Genomic DNA, 15,912 nt, shown 5'->3' on the forward strand with positions numbered 1-15,912 from the left:
TCTACCCTCACATGACCAATTCCCGGAACAGTCCGACAATCGGTCGGCACGACGTGCTGCCGCCGTGAACTCCAGCCCACCGACATACAGGTACGAGTACAAAGACCCGTACGCGCCCATGTCGACCGCCAAACAGGTGATGCTCGGGTGCGCGATCTCGTTGGTGCTCATCGCCTTTGCGGTGGCGGCGTTCCTCATCGGACAGGGGTGATGGGGTCGTCGCAAGGCGCGGCTCTGATCGACGAATAGAGCCCGGCGCGGGGCCGAGGGGGTGAGTTGACTCGGCCCCGCGCCGGGACTCGTAGCCGCTCCCTCCGGAGGCTGGGGGAGCGGCGATACCGCCAGAGTGGTCTCTTCGGTGACTCCGAACGTTGCGTCGCGGAGTGGGTGTCAGCTGTCAGGCTGCTGCGCTGGACTCGCCGTCACTCGAGTCGGAAGACGAATCGCTCTCGGTCTCCGTGTTCGACACGTCCGACGAGTCCTCCTCCGATGTGGACGTGTCGGTGGAATCTGCGTCGGCAGAATCGGTGTCAGCGGCATCGGTGTCGGCTGCGTGCCGCCCGCTGCCCGTGAGGCGATGCCGGCCGCCCTCTGACGGGGTCGCCTCGGGGGTTGATGTGTCAGCGTCGGCAGTCTCAGGCGCGCGATGACGACCGCCCGACGAGACTTCGGTGTCTGAGGCAGGGACGTCGGCGCCAACAGTGGGCGCCGGCGCCGGCGATTCGGCCGGCGGATCTTCGGGGTCGGCAGAGTCCACAAGACGGGCGACGGCTGGTGGGTCGTACTCAGACGACGACTCCACCGGCACCGCGGCGTTCGACTCTGTCGGCGTGACCAGCGGGTAGAAGGCGTTGTTGACCGCGTCCCATCGCTCGAGATCGTCTTCACTCGGCTCGATACCCACCGCGTCGTTGAGGATCATCGCGACCAACGTGAGCGGGTGGTGTTTCGGTTGATAGACGACGTACGTCGTATTGCCGTCGCGGCTTTTCATCGTCGTCGGCGCTGTGGTGTAGTCGATGAGATTGCCGTAGTTCTCTTCGCCCAGGCCCGAATGGATCGCGATGAATCCGGCCGCGTTCACGAGCAGCGAACTCACCGGCCGGAGTGTTCGCCACTGGAAGTTGGCAACCGGGTCGCCGACCACGATGACGGACACCACGGGGAGGTCGTCGCCGGTGGCACCGGGATCGCGGGCGCCGTTGCTCTCGGCGCCGAACAGCTCGAACACCGAACCGACGACGTTGTTGTCGGCCCACGCCTTCAGGCCCCACGGGCTCCGCGGATCGGAGATGAGCAGGATCATCGAGTTGTCGACGTCGATCCCGTTAGGCTGACCGACAGCGACCTCCGCAGCATTGCCCAGAGCTTCAGCTCCCTGCGAGTAGCCGGTGTAGACGATGTAGGGCTGCCCGTCGGTCTGCTGTGCAAACGCCCGCATTACTTTGAGGTTGTTGTCGACGGCGACGTCCCGAGAGGCGTCGTAACTCGGTGCGAAGAACGGCAGGATTGCGCCGGAGCGGCCAGAAATCAACGGGCCGAGTGCTTCTGGATAGTCGATGACCAGCGTCTGACGGCCCGCACGAAGACCCCTGATGCGCGGATACATGGAGCCGTCGTCGGTTCCTGGGGTCACCACCACGATTGTGTCACCGTTGACGTGCGGGAATGTCGTCGACAACCAGTCAGGACCGAGCCCGTCGTCGGGTTCTGCTGGGCGGAACACACCCTCGCCGTTCAGCTCGTCGATGGTGTCGAGCGTCTCGGCCGAAAGGGCCGGTGCGGCCGCAGCGGTCGCGGGCAGGGCCATCGGGACGACCATGCCGAGGCACAGCGCACAACCCACCGTGGACGCGCGCAGCGTCCGTCGAAAACCGTTCATGTGTTCCGCCCCACTGGCAGTTCGCCTCCTGGCCACTGGCCTCGACAAGCTTGATTTGATTCCAAGGATCATGAAACCCGGCTAAGTGTCCATGGCCGCGCGACGCCCCAGCAACTTACCGACCGGTTTTCACCCGTTCAGGGGAACGGCATGTCTTCAGAAGGGTGGTGGGTCGAGGCGGTCGAGTTCTTCGCGGGCTCGTTTGTTGCGGGCGCGTTCTTGTCGCCGGCGGGCCAGTTTGGCGTCCAGTCGGCTGGTTGTGCGCTCCGGGTTGTCGGAGGCGATGACCCGTGGTGTGGGTGGGGCTTGGGCGGCTTGTTCGAACCGGATCCGCCGAAGGTTGGGGAAGGTGTCTTCGAGGGTTTCGGCGTCGCCGGGCAGGGTGACCCCTTCGGGGGTTTCGTATTCGGTGACCAGGCGGCCGTCGTCGTCGCGGTATTGCACATCGACCCAGTCCCCGTGGGTTTTGAACAGGTGACTAGGTCGGCATTTGGCGTTGAGGTTCTCACTCGACGTTGCCCCACCGCGGGCGGGGTCGGTGTGGTCGTATTCGGTGACGTGGTCGAGATCGCACGCGAACGCTGAACGGGTGCAGCCGGGTTCGGTGCAGTAGCCGTCGCGTACGCGTACGAAGTCAGCGCACGACGTGGTGGGCCGGTACCCGTTGCCGGGATGGGTCGCTGGATACACCACCGCGACACTCGCGGTGGTCTCGACGGGTCGATCGGGTTCGGCTGCGTCCGTTCCGTCTTCACCGTGTGCGCCGGTCGTGGCGTCGTCGGCACGGATGTCCTCGGCCGGCGCCGGGCGCTGCGCGCTCCGCCGCTGGTCATCGTCGTTGCCACTGCCGGCCACATAGGTGGGCGCGGTGCGGGCTGGGGTGACTGGGGTGAGGGTGGCGTCGGGGCGGGCGGCGAGGTCACGGACATGTTCGTCGCTGATGATGCCGTGTTCGTCGAGGAACCCGACCCCGGGTGCCCCGGCCAGGGTCGCGGCATCGGTCACCACATGGATCACGATCTCGGCGTGGATCGCGTCGAGGACGCTCTGCGGGTCGGGGATGTCGGCGGTGCACGGCTGTTCGTCGTCGCACTGGCAGTCGAAGCTGGTGCGGGTCAACAGCGCGAACATCGCATCGGATCGTCGTATCCCTGGGTGCGGCCGTCTCGCTTACAGACGGAGTCGGCGAGGATGGCGACGGCTTTGGCGGAGATCCGCACGTTTTCCGCCGACATGACGGCGGTGAGTTCGGCGGTGCCGTCGGGCAGTTCGTGGGTCCATACCCCACGCTGATCCATCGCGTCTTTGCGGCGTTGACGTACTGCGTCGGGGTCGTGGCGGAAGACGAGGCGGTCGACCATGTCCCGCAACCGCGCCCGATCCCACACACCCTTACGGCGGCGCACCGTGTCGGCGATCTCGGCATCCAACGCGGGGGTGATGGGGTCATCGGTGGGGATCAGTTCGGTGCGGGAGATGACCAACCGGATCTGCCATTGCGACAGGACCCCGTCACGCAGCGTGTCCGCTACCTCGGGGAGCCGATCCCGTAGTGCGAGGGCCTCGTCGATGAGGGTTTCGGCGTGCCGGCGGGACACCCCGGCTTGGCGGGCGATGCGGGCGGCGCAGTCGGCGTGGCCGTCCATCACGAACCCGGACGCGCTGGTGGTGATCAGGCGGTCGGTCATCGCCGCGATCGTCTGATAGCGGTGCCAGGCGAGGTAGGACTCGCCGCGTCGTGTGGCGTCGAGGCCGGCCATCAACATCACCATGTCGGTCTCGGCGGCGTGGGCAGGATCGACCCCGGCGATGTACTCGCTCGGTAGATCGGTCCACGCCTTCACAACGCCCCCGACGCTTGTTTCGTCACCCCGGTGACCGGGGCGTGTTCTGTTACAGACCAATCTAAACCCGACCACCGACAATTCCGGATGAGCCTCCACAGCGCATCATCGTCGTTGACGAAATAATCCCTGCGAGTAGCGATATGGTGCCGTCCGGGTGGGCGGCGGCTGAGTTCCTTGGGTCGCCAGGTGGTTTCGACACGGCGCCTCGCTTCGCTCGGGGCCGGCTCAACCAGCGGGGGTGGGCGCCTCGCTTCGCTCGTTGCCGGCTCAACCAGCGGGGGTGGGCGACTCGCCCAGCGGCTCGTTGCCGGCTCAACCAGCGGGGGTGGGCGACTCGCCTGGCGGCTCGTTGCCGGCTCAGCCAGCGGGGGAAGAGGTGGTCGCCAGGTGGTTTCGACACGGCGACTCGCCTAGCGGCTCGTTGCCGGCTCAACCAGCGGGGGTGGGCGACTCGCCCAGCGGCTCGGTGCCGGCTCAACCAGCGGGGGTGGGCGACTCGCCTAGCGGCTCGGGGCCGGCTCAACCAGCGGAGGGGTGCCGGCTCGACCAGCGGCAACGGCGCAATCGTGCCGCTTCCGTTCGTCGGACCGGCCATACTCATTCGATGAGAACTCGCACGACCAGGGTGGTCGTCCGCAGCGTGTACGGTACCGCCGCCGTCGAGTGGTTCTTGATCCTCGCGATCGCGACGATCATCGTCACGCGCCTGTATCTGCACCTCACCGGGTATCCGCAGGTCGGAAGCGGAACACTGCACATCGCGCACGCGCTGTGGGGTGGCGCGCTGATGATGCTGGCGCTCATCACCGGATGGTTGTTCCTCGGGGCGACGGCGCGGATCATCGCGATCGTGCTGGGCGGTATAGGTTTCGGGTTGTTTCTCGACGAGGTCGGCAAGTTCGTCACCCGCTCCAACGACTACTTCTATGGGCCGTCGGCGGAGATCATGTACGTGCTCGTCGTGATGATCCTGTTGATCAGCCGCGTCGTCCGGGATGTCAAGCGGCCCACCGGCGCCGAGGCGCTCGCCAACGCGGCGGTCATCGCGGCCGACGGTGTCGCGCACGGGCTTCCGGAACGTCGTCGACGCCAGGCCGAAGAGTTTCTCGTGGTGGCCGAGAGCAAGGGGCTCGACGCCGAGACGATCGGACACATCCGAGCGCTCCTCGAATCCAGCGAGGGTACGCCGGATCGGCTGATGCGACTCCGCGACCGGGCGGTCGCCCTGATCCCGGACTTCTTCCGCAGTCCCCGATGGATTCCGGTCGTCGGTTGGGGGTTGGTCATCGCGTCCGCACTCACCGTCATCGTCGGCGTGCTGAGCTTCTACTTCTCCGGAGACCGCAGCGAAGAACTCGACATCTACATCGAACTCGCCGGCAGCACGCCCGCCACCTGGATTCTGTTGATCAGCGGGATCGCGACACTCGCCCTGGCGCTTCCGGCGATGGTCGCGCGCCGGCGCGGTGTGGAGCCGGCCGGGCCGCTACGAGGGCTGCGTATCGCCGCCCTGGTGTTCATGCTGTCGAACGCTCTCGTCGACTTCGCGCTCGAGGGCTTCGGCGCCCTGTTCAATCTCGCCCTGGGTTTGTTCGCCCTCAGCATCGTGAGTTACCACCTCGCGCAGGCGTCCGTCGCGTCGGACGGCAGTCGTGATCAACTGAGGGTGTGACTCATCTCGATCGGACTGTGGCTGCCGCGCGTGTCGAGGGCTTCGACCGGCGGACCGCGGACGTCCCGGGCGCACGGGCCGCCTCGGTCGTCCTCGCGGTAGCGGAGAAGGACGGCCGTCAGGGGATCTGGCTGTGCAAGCGTCCCACGACGATGCGACGCCACGCCGCCCAATTCGCACTCCCCGGTGGCCGGCTCGACCCCGGTGAGGACCATGTCACGGCCGGCCTACGCGAACTCGACGAAGAACTCGGCATCCAGCTGCCGCCGAGCTCGGTGCTCGGGGCGCTCGACGACTATCCGACGCGCTCGGGTTTCGTGATCACCCCGATCGTCTGCTGGGCCGAGGAATACCAGGAGCCGACGCCCAATCCCGACGAGGTGGCGCTGCTGTTCTTCGTCACCTTCGAGGAACTGCTCGTCGAACCGCGGTTCCTCACGATCCCGCAGTCGGATCTCCCGGTCATCCAGTTGCCCATCGTCGGGTCCCTCGTCCACGCGCCGACCGCCGCGGTGATCTACCAGTTCGCCGAGGTGGTCCTGCGGAACCGGCAGACACGGGTCGACGGCTTCGAGCAGCCGGTCTTCGCCTGGAAATAGCCGCTCAGCCGGTGACGAGTCGCTGCTCGGCCCGACGCACGTAGGGCCGGGCTCCCGTGTCGCGGGCCACCCGGACGGCATCCTGCAGGTCGGCGGTTCCATCCAGCCCGACGACCTCGCGCGCGGTTCCGCGGTACAGCGTCGCGGGTCCCAGACACACGAGTCCGGGCCATTGCACCACCAGGCCCGACGACCAGTCGGCGGTGAACGGCTCGATGCGGCGGCAGATCTCACCAGCGGCGTCGCGGTGACGGGAATCGCGTGAGACCGCGTAGAGCGTCTCGACGAGCAGTGGAACGCGCGCCACCACGCGCGAACCGGCCCACTGGTCGGCGTCCGCGGTCAGCTCCGTCGCGAGTTCGAGGGCACGGTCGAGGTCGCCGCTCTCGGCGGCGCCCAGTGCGATCACCAGGGTGAAATCCTCGTCCACCTCTTCCGCGAGCGCATCGAACGGCGGCAACGCCGAGGCGAGCTCGCCGCGGTGCCACGCGGCGATCGACGCGCTGGTCGCCATCGACGACTCGGCGAGAAGTCGTGCACGGTCGGACAGCCCGCCGACCGTCGCAGCGAACCTCTGGGTCAGTGCCGTGCTGGTGTCGTAGTCGCCGTGCAACAGCGCGATCATCACCTGCCACCACACCTGCATCGTCTCGACATCGGTGCCGCCGATACGTCCGGCGAGCCGGGTGAACTCGGTGGACAGGCGTCGCGCCAGACGCAGATCAGCCGCCTCCAACGCGCAGACGCGTTGCAGATGCAGCGCGGTGGCGCGTTTGTGGAGGTCGCCGGCCGACAGTTCGTACAGCTCCCGGGCGATCTTGCGTCGATCCGCCAGACGGTCGGGAACCCACCGGACGAGGAACTCGGCGAGGTCGATCTCGAAATCCACGGCACCGCTGTCGTGGACGACACGTGCGGCACCGAGATGGTCGTCGGCGCCCGGCAAGCCGAGGACGGTCAACCGGGCTGCTTCCGACGCATGAAGGCGCGCAACCACTTCGGGGTCCAGGGCCTCGCCGTGTGTCAGTGCCTCGCGGGCGAGCGCGGCATGGTCGGTCTGGACGACGCCGTAACCGGACCAGTAGCCCGCGACCCCGTTCGGTGCCGACAGCAGTGCGGTCTCGGCGAGCGCGGGCCAATCCCGCGTCAGCCGACTCACCGTCGCCGCCGATTCGAAAGAGTCCGCAGCCGAATCGAACTCCCCGATGCGCAGCGCGGCGGTGCCGGCGATCCGGCGCAATTCGACGGTCGAGTCGGGGTCGAGTCCGGGCAGACCGAGCCCACGTCGTGCCAGGTCGAGCGCACGATGATCGGCCGTTGCCGAGAGTGCGCGGTGAGCCGCCCCGATGCATGTGCGAGCGGCGACGGCGGTCGAGTCCTCGTCGACGGCGCACTCGACGCGGTGCACGGCCAGTGACTCGAGATCGTCGGGACGCACCGCTTCAAACGCAGCGGCGAGCCGCGCGTGCGCCTCGATCCGTTGCTCGCGCGAGAGGTTGTCGGCGAGCCCCTTCGTGACGCTCGCAAGCTCGCTCCTCAGGGGCTGGTGGTGATGCTCGCAAGCTCGCTCCTCAGGGGGCTGGTGGTGATGCTCGCTAGCTCGCTCCTCAGGGGGCTGGTGGTGATGCTCGCTAGCTCGCTCCTCAGGGGGCTGATGAGCCCGCTGCGGACTGCCTCGTCGGCCACGCCCTGACCGAGGGTGCGGGCCACCTCGGTGAACACATCGTCGGGGAGATCGCCGCCTGCGATCGTCACGGCCGTGACGAGCGCACGAGCGGCAGGGGAGAGATCGTCGAACCGCGTCGAGTACATCGATCGGGCGGGATGGTCCCGGTCCGGCGGCGCCCCGGTCCAGGCGATGGCGCACAGTTGTTGCGCCACAGCAGGATTGCCGAATGACTGCGCGACCAGCGCGTCAGCGTCGACCCGGTCCGTGTCACCGAGCTGCTCGAGACGCCGAACGATCAACGCGCGCATGTCGTCGGAGCCGAGTTCGGTCAGACGCACCTCGGCGACCGGCCCGTGCCGGTTCAGTGTCGACCGGAGGATCTCGACGGGCTCGGCGTCGGGGTCGCGGCAGGTGACCAGGACCGTCATCGGTGCCTGTCCGATACCTGCAAGCACGCGTCCCAGCACAAGAGCCGAGTCGGCGTCGAGCCACTGGGCGTCGTCGACAAGTAACACCGATAGCCCGTGCTCGGCGACGTCGGACCAGATGCGGGCGGTGAGGTCGGCGACGATTCGCGTCGTCGGTACGGAGACCGGGGACTCGCCGAAGAGTTCCTCGAGGCCGCCAAACGTCGGTCCGGGCGGGCCGGGTCGGCCGATGAAACGGCGGGCCGCGGCACTGTGCCGTGCGATGAGGTGCTCGACCAGCGCGGTCTTCCCGATGCCCGACGGGCCGATGAGGACCACACCCGCGGGACGGTCCGCGCCGGTTTGCCAGACCTGTTCGAGCACTGCGTGTTCGGCGACTCGGCCGATGAGTTCGCGTACCGGCTGCGGCGTGGCGGAGGTGGCGGAGAGCGGCGAGACCGCGGGAGACGGGTCGAGCAGGTCGTCTTCCAGCGCGACCGTGTCGGGATGCGGATCGAGACCCAGGTCGTCACGGAGGGCCTGCCGGAGTCGGCGCAGTACGCCGAGGGCGTCGACCGTGCGTCCGTCGTCGTGCAGCGCACGAGCGAGGGTCCGCGCGGCGCCCTCGCGGTAGGGGTCCCGTTGACACAGCGGCGTCAGCAACGCGACCGAGCGACGGTACTCGCCGACCGTGCGCAGCGCGTCGGCTGCGGTCTCGGTGAACTCGGCACGTATCTCCGCGAGCCGGACGAGTTCGGGTGCGATGTCGGCGATGTCGGCGATCTCCGGAAGCGGTTCGCCCCGCCATAGTTCGAGCGCTCGGCACAACACCTCTGCGCCGGCCCGGGGGTCGGACCGGACGAGCTGCAATCCCTCCTGGCCGAACTGGTCCAGCAGATCGAGGTCGGTGACTGCGCCGTCGCAGTGCAGTAGGTATCCCGCGGGGACGGTGTCGATGCGGACGACGCCGGTCGGGGCGAGCGAGCGTCGAAGCCGGGACACATACCCGTGCAGCGTGCTCGCCGCCGACGCCGGTGGACGACCACGCCACAGGAGCTCGGTCACCCGCTCAGGCGAGCACGCGGTCCGTTCCGCGGCGAGGATGGCAAGCAGCTCGGCGTGCTTGCGGGCTGTCATCGGGATCGGCGACCCGTCGGCAGCCGTGACCGACAGTGGACCCAGGACCCGGATCGCCAGATGTGGTTCAGAAGCCAACTCACGCGCCGTTCGTCGGGTCGCACCAGTCGCGCACAAGGCTAACACCAGCGCGGGTTGTCAGCGTTGCCGTCATGACAACCACTGCACACACCCAGAACCAGAACCACGACGCGTCGGATGGCGACACACCCGGCCCGTTTCGCAGCCCGAGCTGGCCGGTCCTACGCCGTCTCAGCGGCGGAGCCCTGACCCTCGGCGGAGTCGCCTGCATCGCCGGCGGGACGTTGCATCCCATCGTCGACGGCGAGGCCCACTCCGTGGAGGCGCTTCAAGCGGCGGGCTCACCGTGGGCGCAGATCCTGCTCGCCGTCGGCACGACGCTGCTACTGCTCGGCCTGCCCGGGATGTACGCGTGGCTGGCACCCCGGAACGGGATCGCCGGGCTGATAGGCCTCGTCGCCTACGCGGTCGGCAATCTCGTCACCGCGACCGGGCACCTCATCGTCGAGCTGTTCGTCGCGTACCCGTTCGCGAATGACCCGGACAAGGCCGCGCTCATCGCCGCCGACGACTCGATGCTGGGCACCACCGCGTTCGAGCTACTCAACACGGTCGGCGGGCTCGTGATGCTGGTCGGTATGGGGATGTTCGGCGCCAGCCTCATTTGCAACCGAGCGGTCCCGCTCTGGATCGGCATCCTCACCGTCGTCGGCATGGTCGGTTTCATGCTGCCGATTCCCGCGGTCGCCGGAATCTCGGGATTCATCTACGAGGCGCCGCGTGGAATCGCCATCGCCGCGATCGGAGCACTGATGGTTCGACGGTGATGTAGATCACAAAGCCGGTGGGGATGAAATCGGACCGCGGTCCGGTTAGTGCTTGGTGATGGGTCGCGAAGGCCCACCAGCCATCGATCGAGACCCGAACCGAAAATTTCTGGAAGGACCACGACATGACCTCCGCCACCACCGTCAAGGCACCCATCCCCGCCGGCACCTGGACCATCGACACCGTGCACTCCGCGGTGAACTTCTCCGTGAAGCACCTCATGGTCAGCAAGGTCCGCGGCAGCTTCGACACCTTCTCCGGCACCATCACCGTCGACGAGAACGGCACCCCCGCCGTCCAGGCCGAGATCGACGTCACCTCGATCAACACCCGCAACGAGCAGCGCGACGGCCACATCAAGTCCGCTGACTTCTTCGACGCCGAGAAGTACCCGAAGGCCACCTTCGTCTCCACCGGCGTCCGCCAGAACGGCGACGACTACCTCCTCGACGGCGACTTCACCCTCAAGGGCGTCACCAAGCCCGTCACGCTCGAGCTCGAGTTCGAGGGCACCAACCCCGGCATGGGCCAGGGCGCCGTCGCCGGCTTCGAGGCGAAGGTCGTCATCAACCGCAAGGACTTCGGCATCGACATCGAGATGCCGCTCGAGGGCGGTGGCGTCGTCGTCGGCGACAAGATCACCATCACGCTCGAGATTGAGGCCCTGCAGGCCTGATCCGCACGATCCCCGATGGACCGGCACCGTGAGGTGCCGGTCCATTTGTGGTTTCGACACGCCGCGTGGCCGCTTCGCGTCCGCGTGGCGGCTCAACCAGCGGGGGATGGCCGCGTGGCCGCTTCGCGTCCGCGTGGCGGCTCAACCAGCGGGGATGGCTGCGTGGCCGCTTCGCGTCCGCGTGGCGGCTCAACCAGCGGGGGATGGTCGTGTGGCCGCTTCGCGTCCGCGTGGCGGCTCAACCAGCGGGATGGTCGGCTCTCCCTTGGGTAGGCTGCGGGGAACGCCGTCAGGCAGGAGAAGCCGATGGGACGACCACGCCGGACCCGTCGTGGTGTGCCGTGGACACGTCTGCGCCGACGCACCGCGGGTTTCTTGTGGGGCACCTCGACGGTTCCGAGCCCCCGGGGATGGGCCCGGATCGGCCCGCCCATGCGCAGCAAGATCGCCCTGCACGCCACCGTCACCGCGATGACCGCCGTGATCGCCAGCAATACGGTGATCGGCGTCGAGACCTTCTTGCTCGTCCAACTCGCCTTCAACGGCGGCCAACTCACCTTCGACGAGACGCTGGGCGCGCCGAATTTTCCCGTGGTCGTGGGTGCGATCATCGTCGGCATCCTGACGAATCTGCTGCTGGGGATGCTGGCCGTCCGGCCCCAGCTGCGCTGGTTCATCAGCTGCCAACCCGCCGACCATGCCCGTCGACGCGCCGTACAGCGGATACCGATCGTGCAGCTCGGAGTCACGGTCGTCTCGTGGAGCGCGGCGGCGCTGTTCTACGTGTTCATCGCCGAAGAGCTCACGACCGCGACCGTCGCCGGCGTCGCGGTCGCATTCGCGCTGGCCGGTATGTCGAGTGCCTGTCTCACCTATCTGTTCGCCGAACGCGCCGCCCGCCCCCTGGCCGTCGTCGTCCTCGAGGACTTCCCCACGAACCACGTCATGAACGGTGTGCGCGTGCGGATGCTGGCCGTGTGGGCGGTGAGCTCGGCGGTGCCGATGGTCGGTTTGTTGACGGTCAACGCGGGGCGCTGGACCGGTCTGCTGCCCGATGTCTACGGCGCGGTCGACTGGACGACCGTGATCCTCTGCCTGGTGGGCCTCGCATCCGGAGCCCGTGTCATCGCGCTTGTGGGACAGGCGATCACCGATCCGCTGACGGAGATGCGCCGGGCGGTGCACCGCGTGGACCACGGCGACTACAAGGCTCGCGTGCCCGTGTACGACTCCTCGGAACTCGGTGTGCTGCAACACGGTTTCAACAGGATGGTCGAAGGTCTCGCCGAACGGGACCGCATGCGTGAGATATTCGCGCGACACGTCGGCGACACCGTGGCCGAGCTCGCGATCTCCGACGGTGTCGGCATGCACGGCACCAACACTCGCGTCGGTGTCCTGTTCGTCGACATCGTCGGCTCGACGGGGCTGGCGCAGCAGCGTAGTCCCGACGACACCGCCGCCCTGCTCAATGCCTTCTTCAGCATCGTCGCCGACGTCGTCGATCAACATTCGGGCTTCGTCAACAAATTCGAGGGCGACGCCGCGCTCGCCGTCTTCGGCGCGCCCGTCGAGATCGACGACCCGGCGGGCGCCGCGCTCGGCGCCGCCCGCGACCTCGCCGACCGGCTGGCCAGCAGCCTCGACATCCGTTGGGGGATCGGCGTTTCCTACGGGGAAGCGTTCGCCGGCAACATCGGCGCCGAACGACGCTACGAGTACACCGTCATCGGCGACCCGGTCAACGAGTGCGCACGCCTGTCCGACATGGCCAAGACCGGACGCATCCCGGCTCTGGCCAGCGGCGCGGCGATCGACGCCGCCGGCGAGGAAGCGCAGGAGTGGAAGCTGCTCGGCACGCGGATCATGCGCGGCCGCTCCGAGCCCACCGCCTTCCATGCGCCGATCGAACTCGTCGAGCGGTTGGGGACGTCGACCAACCTCATCGCGGAATTGCTACGGCCCGCACGTCGCATCGTCGGCGCCAACCCGTTGCGGCTGACCACATTCTTCGGCGGGTGAAGGCTTCGCTGCGCTCGGCGGAAGAGATGAATCGTTGACGCCGTCCCTATGCGTCAATAGCGTGGGCCGCACGGTCCCGGTTAGGTTGCCGGGCATGACGACGCATCCCAGGGGGTCGCGATGAGTGGTTGGACGACAGCGGACGTGACGGACCAGACGGGCCGGACGTTCGTGGTGACCGGTGCCAACAGCGGACTCGGGTATCAGACCGCGAAGGTGCTCGTCCGCGCCGGTGCCGAGGTGGTGCTGGCGTGCCGCAACACTGCCAAGGCCGATGCCGTGGCGTCGGAGCTGGGGCCGAAGGCGACCGTCGCCAAACTGGACCTCGCCGACCTCGAATCCGTGCGCGCCTTCGCCGCCGGGGTGACCGGCGCCGACGTGCTGATCAACAATGCGGGACTGATGGCGGTCCCATTCCGACGCACCACCGACGGTTTCGAGATGCAGATCGGCACCAATCATCTCGGCCATTTCGCCCTCACGGCGCTGCTGCTGCCGAAGATCACCGAACGGGTGGTCACCGTGTCGTCGACGATGCACCAGATCGGCGACATCCAGCTCGACGACCTGAACTGGGAACAACGCCGCTACCGGCGCTGGCGGGCCTACGGCGACTCCAAGATGGCCAACCTGATGTTCGGCAAGGAGCTCGCCGCACGGCTGGCGGCGGCCGGGTCGTCGAAGAAGTCGTTGATCGCCCATCCGGGTTACGCCTCAACGGAATTGCAGGGCAGAAGCGAGAACTTCTCCGACTTCTTCGCGAAGCTGGGCAACAAGCTGCCGATCGCCCAGCCGGCGGCCGACGGGGCGCTGCCCCAGCTGTACGCGGCGACCCTGCCGGATGCGAGATCCGGGACGTTCTACGGGCCGACGCAGTTCTTCGGGATGCGCGGCGCCCCCGGACGCAGCGATTACAAGAAAGCTGCCGACGACGTCGAGTTCCGGACCGCGCTCTGGGAGGAATCGGAGCGGCTCACGGGGGAGAAGTTCGACGTCGGGGCCGTCGGCTGACGATCGGAGGCACCGCCTCGTCCGTTCCCATGATCGGACGAATCATGTTCGAGATAGAGAACTTCGGACGCTTGCGTGCCTTAGATTTCTCGGCATGACTCTCTCGAAACGTTCCTTGCGCATCGTCCTGGCCGGAGCGGCATGCGTTGCCGGCGCGACCTTCTCCACCGTCGCGGCCCCGTCGGCCTCGGCCGAACCCACCGGTTGCGTCGCCGGGGCGGCCGTCGTCGTCGCCGCGTCCTACTGCAGTGGTGGTACGGGGGAGCATCGGGTGCAGGCTGCATGTCTGGACTCGACCATGGTCGCGACACTCACCAACGCAAACGGCCCCTGGCGCGCACCGGGGCAGCTGTCGGTCGTGACCATCGGCGCTCAGACGAACGTCGGGAAGTGCATACTCCCGGTCATCGCGATCACCGGCGTGCGGTGATCCTGGCGCGCACCCTGGTTGTCGGCGCCCTGTGCGTCGGCAGTGCTGCGCTGTCGGCGGTGTCCGCGTCCTCGGCATCGGCCGAACCCACCGGTTGCGTGGCGGGGTCGGCGATCGTCGTCTCGGCGTCGTACTGCAGTGGTGGCACCGGTGAGCACCGGGTGGAGGCGGGCTGCATCGTTCCGGCGCTCTACGCCACGACCTTCGAAGCGTATGGGCCCTGGAGAAGCCCGGGGCAACTGTCGGTCGTGACCACCGGAGCGCCGACGAGAGCGGGGGAGTGCATTCTCCCCATCCAGGTCTTCGTCGGGGTGCGCTGAACCGGTTGAAAAAGGCCCGACTACTGGACGCTGAACGCGATGCTGTTCGACGCGCCCGAGATGGTGTCGGTGACGCGGATCGTGAAATCGCCTGCGCCCTTGAAGAAGTAGGACTTCACCGCGGTGCAGTCCTGGGTCTTGAACAGCGAGGCCTGCTTGGGGACCTTCGGTCCGGACAGGCGGACCTCCATGCGGCACTCGTTGCCGTCGACGATCGGCCCGGCGTCGATGATCGAGTTCCAGCGCACGCCCAGACGCGAGTTCTTCGGATAGGTGTTGGGCACGACGGCCGCGGTGTTGTTCGGTGTGTACACCCAGACGTTGATCGACTTGATGCCGTTCGGTGCGCCGGGGCGGCCGAGCTTGCCGTAGTGCGTGACCTTGTCGCCGCCGGACGAGCCGAGCGCGGCGCTGCCGGAGTCGAGGCTGCCGCGCTCGCGCTTCCGAAGAGTGTGTCGAGCGGGTTGGCGGTCGCCGGTGCGACGGGCAGTGCCAGTGCGGCGGTGGCGAGCAGGGCGGCGGCGATACGGGTGCGCTTCATCGACTTCTCTCGGTCCTCACGTTTATAACGAAATGATTAAAGCACGAGGATCGGCGTGTGCGTAGACAACTGCCCCTGCTGGTTGAACCGGCTCCGAGCGGAGCGAGGCGCCGTGTCGAAGCCACTTGGTGACCTCGACGGGCGCGGCGTTCTCGCTGCGCTCGGTCGACGCTGCTCGGCCAGCGGAGGGCGGCCCAGGTCACCACACCCCGGGCGGCCGCAGTTGAATGCTGATCCGGGCACCGACGCCGCGCACCTTGGGAACCGCGTGCTCCCAGGTGCGCTGACAACTGCCGCCCATGACGAGTAGGTCGCCCGACGACAGCGTGAATTTCAGTGACCGCCCGCCACCGCGGGGTCTGAGCATCAGTGGCCGAGGTGAACCGAGCGAGATGATGGCGACCATCGTGTCGTGTGTGGATGCCCGGCCGATGCGATCGCCGTGCCACGCAACCGAGTCATTGCCGTCGCGATAGAGGCTGATCCCGGCAGTCGCGAATCCCTCCGGCAGTTCGGCGCGGTAGTGCTCGGTCAATGCGGCGCGTGCGCCGGTGATGATCGGGTCGGGGAATCGGTCATCGGCCTGGTGGATCGAGACGAGCCGCGGGACCTCGACCACCCGCTCGTACATACGACGACGCTCGGCCCGCCAGGGGACGCACTCGCGGAGGCGGTCGAAGAGCTCGTCGGCACCACTGATCCAACCGGGACACAGGTCGACCCACGCCCCCTCGGTCAGCGGACGGCGCGAGATCGATGTCGACAGGTCGCCGAGCGTCGGCTCTGCAGCCTGCTCGGAGAACAAAGAGCCCTGGGTGCCGAGAGACATGACTTCAGGCTACACCCAGGT

The 15,912-nt window shown here is 67.7% G+C and carries 12 protein-coding genes and 2 pseudogenes; 8 read left to right on the plus strand and 6 right to left on the minus strand.

Annotated elements, in window-relative coordinates; all coding sequences use genetic code 11:
* Positions 1-397: 397 nt before the first annotated feature.
* Together MVF96_RS05880 and MVF96_RS05885 are read right to left on the minus strand one after the other, a co-directional pair.
* A complete protein-coding gene (locus MVF96_RS05880; RefSeq protein WP_247451645.1) occupies positions 398-1,882 on the minus strand; it encodes a PE-PPE domain-containing protein in 1,485 nt (494 codons plus the stop codon).
* A 156-nt stretch (positions 1,883-2,038) separates the two neighbouring features.
* A pseudogene (locus MVF96_RS05885) lies at positions 2,039-3,726 on the minus strand (HNH endonuclease signature motif containing protein).
* Between the two features lie 628 nt (positions 3,727-4,354).
* Between MVF96_RS05885 and MVF96_RS05890 the strand changes: the two are divergent.
* Together MVF96_RS05890 and MVF96_RS05895 are read left to right on the plus strand one after the other, a co-directional pair.
* On the plus strand, positions 4,355-5,401 hold the full coding sequence (locus MVF96_RS05890) for a hypothetical protein (RefSeq protein WP_247452064.1): 1,047 nt from the start codon (positions 4,355-4,357) through the stop codon (positions 5,399-5,401).
* Positions 5,398-6,000: an NUDIX hydrolase gene (locus MVF96_RS05895; RefSeq protein ID WP_065631735.1), complete on the plus strand. Its 603-nt coding sequence runs from the start codon at positions 5,398-5,400 to the stop codon at positions 5,998-6,000. Before MVF96_RS05890 ends, MVF96_RS05895 begins: the two co-directional genes overlap by 4 nt.
* A 4-nt stretch (positions 6,001-6,004) precedes the next feature.
* Here the strand turns inward: MVF96_RS05895 and MVF96_RS05900 are convergent, their stop codons facing one another.
* Positions 6,005-7,438, minus strand: coding sequence for an ATP-binding protein (locus MVF96_RS05900; RefSeq protein WP_247451646.1), 1,434 nt, complete (start codon positions 7,436-7,438; stop codon positions 6,005-6,007).
* A gap of 98 nt (positions 7,439-7,536) precedes the next feature.
* On the minus strand, positions 7,537-9,291 hold the full coding sequence (locus MVF96_RS05905) for an ATP-binding protein (protein ID WP_247451647.1): 1,755 nt from the start codon (positions 9,289-9,291) through the stop codon (positions 7,537-7,539).
* Between the two features lie 74 nt (positions 9,292-9,365).
* Between MVF96_RS05905 and MVF96_RS05910 the strand changes: the two genes are divergently transcribed.
* From MVF96_RS05910 to MVF96_RS05935, 6 genes are all read left to right on the plus strand, one after another.
* The gene (locus MVF96_RS05910; protein ID WP_247451648.1) at positions 9,366-10,061 is read left to right on the plus strand and encodes a hypothetical protein; all 696 of its coding nucleotides are present in this window, start codon (positions 9,366-9,368) and stop codon (positions 10,059-10,061) included.
* A 125-nt stretch (positions 10,062-10,186) separates the two neighbouring features.
* Positions 10,187-10,738 (plus strand): YceI family protein, encoded by a 552-nt coding sequence (locus tag MVF96_RS05915; protein ID WP_065631738.1) that lies wholly within the window; start codon positions 10,187-10,189, stop codon positions 10,736-10,738.
* Between the two features lie 306 nt (positions 10,739-11,044).
* Positions 11,045-12,760, plus strand: coding sequence for an adenylate/guanylate cyclase domain-containing protein (locus MVF96_RS05920; protein ID WP_058253918.1), 1,716 nt, complete (start codon positions 11,045-11,047; stop codon positions 12,758-12,760).
* A 120-nt stretch (positions 12,761-12,880) separates the two neighbouring features.
* On the plus strand, positions 12,881-13,771 hold the full coding sequence (locus tag MVF96_RS05925; protein ID WP_078113519.1) for an oxidoreductase: 891 nt from the start codon (positions 12,881-12,883) through the stop codon (positions 13,769-13,771).
* A 94-nt stretch (positions 13,772-13,865) separates the two neighbouring features.
* Positions 13,866-14,201, plus strand: coding sequence for a hypothetical protein (locus MVF96_RS05930; protein WP_078113520.1), 336 nt, complete (start codon positions 13,866-13,868; stop codon positions 14,199-14,201).
* Positions 14,162-14,521: a hypothetical protein gene (locus MVF96_RS05935; protein WP_238995029.1), complete on the plus strand. Its 360-nt coding sequence runs from the start codon at positions 14,162-14,164 to the stop codon at positions 14,519-14,521. Before MVF96_RS05930 ends, MVF96_RS05935 begins: the two co-directional genes overlap by 40 nt.
* A gap of 20 nt (positions 14,522-14,541) precedes the next feature.
* On the opposite strand, the pseudogene MVF96_RS05940 reads toward MVF96_RS05935, so the two are convergent.
* Positions 14,542-15,062, minus strand: a pseudogene (locus MVF96_RS05940) (hypothetical protein).
* A gap of 199 nt (positions 15,063-15,261) precedes the next feature.
* Positions 15,262-15,891: an alpha-ketoglutarate-dependent dioxygenase AlkB gene (locus MVF96_RS05945; protein ID WP_068970695.1), complete on the minus strand. Its 630-nt coding sequence runs from the start codon at positions 15,889-15,891 to the stop codon at positions 15,262-15,264.
* Positions 15,892-15,912: the final 21 nt, after the last annotated feature.

This window comes from Gordonia hongkongensis (assembly GCF_023078355.1).
In the GTDB taxonomy this organism is placed as follows: domain Bacteria; phylum Actinomycetota; class Actinomycetes; order Mycobacteriales; family Mycobacteriaceae; genus Gordonia; species Gordonia hongkongensis.

What these genes read in the sequence shown, in the direction of transcription:
- MVF96_RS05925 (WP_078113519.1), top strand. Translation starts at nt 12,881, where the DNA reads ATGAGTGGTTGGACGACAGCGGACGTGACGGACCAGACGGGCCGGACG.
- MVF96_RS05930 (WP_078113520.1), top strand. Translation starts at nt 13,866, where the DNA reads ATGACTCTCTCGAAACGTTCCTTGCGCATCGTCCTGGCCGGAGCGGCA.
- MVF96_RS05915 (WP_065631738.1), top strand. Translation starts at nt 10,187, where the DNA reads ATGACCTCCGCCACCACCGTCAAGGCACCCATCCCCGCCGGCACCTGG.
- MVF96_RS05945 (WP_068970695.1), bottom strand. Translation starts at nt 15,891, where the DNA reads ATGTCTCTCGGCACCCAGGGCTCTTTGTTCTCCGAGCAGGCTGCAGAG.
- MVF96_RS05920 (WP_058253918.1), top strand. Translation starts at nt 11,045, where the DNA reads ATGGGACGACCACGCCGGACCCGTCGTGGTGTGCCGTGGACACGTCTG.
- MVF96_RS05910 (WP_247451648.1), top strand. Translation starts at nt 9,366, where the DNA reads ATGACAACCACTGCACACACCCAGAACCAGAACCACGACGCGTCGGAT.
- MVF96_RS05880 (WP_247451645.1), bottom strand. Translation starts at nt 1,882, where the DNA reads ATGAACGGTTTTCGACGGACGCTGCGCGCGTCCACGGTGGGTTGTGCG.